The organism is Neolewinella lacunae, assembly GCF_014349155.1.
GTDB lineage: Bacteria > Bacteroidota > Bacteroidia > Chitinophagales > Saprospiraceae > Neolewinella > Neolewinella lacunae.
In genome coordinates this window covers 1-811 of record NZ_JACSIT010000032.1, presented here as the reverse complement: position 1 = coordinate 811, position 811 = coordinate 1, and the positions used below count along the sequence as shown (strand labels likewise).

Genomic DNA, 811 nt, shown 5'->3' with positions numbered 1-811 from the left:
TGTCTCCGTTGCAGAGCACGTCCGTATCAGCGATAGCAGCTTCCAGGTCGGTGGGCTCGTTGACCGTGCCCGTAGCGATTTCCGTACAGCCATTGGCGTCGGTGACCGTCACCGTGTAGGTGCCTGCGGCCAGACCCGTGGCCGTGGCCGTAGTCTGTCCGTTGCTCCACAGGTAGGAGTAGTCGGGGGTGCCGCCGGTGACAACTACCGTCAGCGTGCCGTCCGTGTCTCCGTTGCAGAGCACGTCCGTGTCAGCGATGGTAGCTTCCAGGTCCGTAGACTCTTCCACTTCGAAGGTCGCTTCGATCGTACAGTCGTTGGCGTCGGTTACCGTCACGGAGTAGATGCCGGCGGTCAGACCCGTCAGGTCTTCGGTCGTGGCACCGTTGCTCCACAGGTAGGTGTAGCCGGGGGTGCCGCCGCCGACCGTGATGTTGATCGCACCGGTAGCGTCGCCGTTGCACTCAACGTCGGTTTCAATGCCCGTCAGGGTCAGTTCCGTAGGCTCGTTGACCGTGCCCGTAGCGATTTCCGTACAGCCGTTGGCGTCGGTGACCGTTACCGTGTAGGTGCCCGCAGCCAGACCCGTGGCCGTAGCCGTCGTCTGTCCGTTGCTCCACAGGTAGGTGTAGTCGGGGGTACCACCCGTGGCCACTACCGTCAGCGTGCCGTCCGTGTCTCCGTTGCAGAGCACGTCCGCATCGGCGATGGTAGCTTCCAGGTCAGTGGGCTCGTTGACCGTGCCCGTGGCGGTTTCCGTACAGCCGTTGGCGTCGGTGACCGTCACCGTGTAGGTGCCTGCGGCCAGACC

General features: G+C 63.9%; 1 protein-coding gene. It reads right to left on the bottom strand.

Translation table 11 applies throughout. From position 1 onward, the window contains the following. Positions 1 to 811: SprB repeat-containing protein (locus H9S92_RS00460; RefSeq protein ID WP_187464765.1), on the bottom strand; the 811-nt coding region annotated here is incomplete at both ends.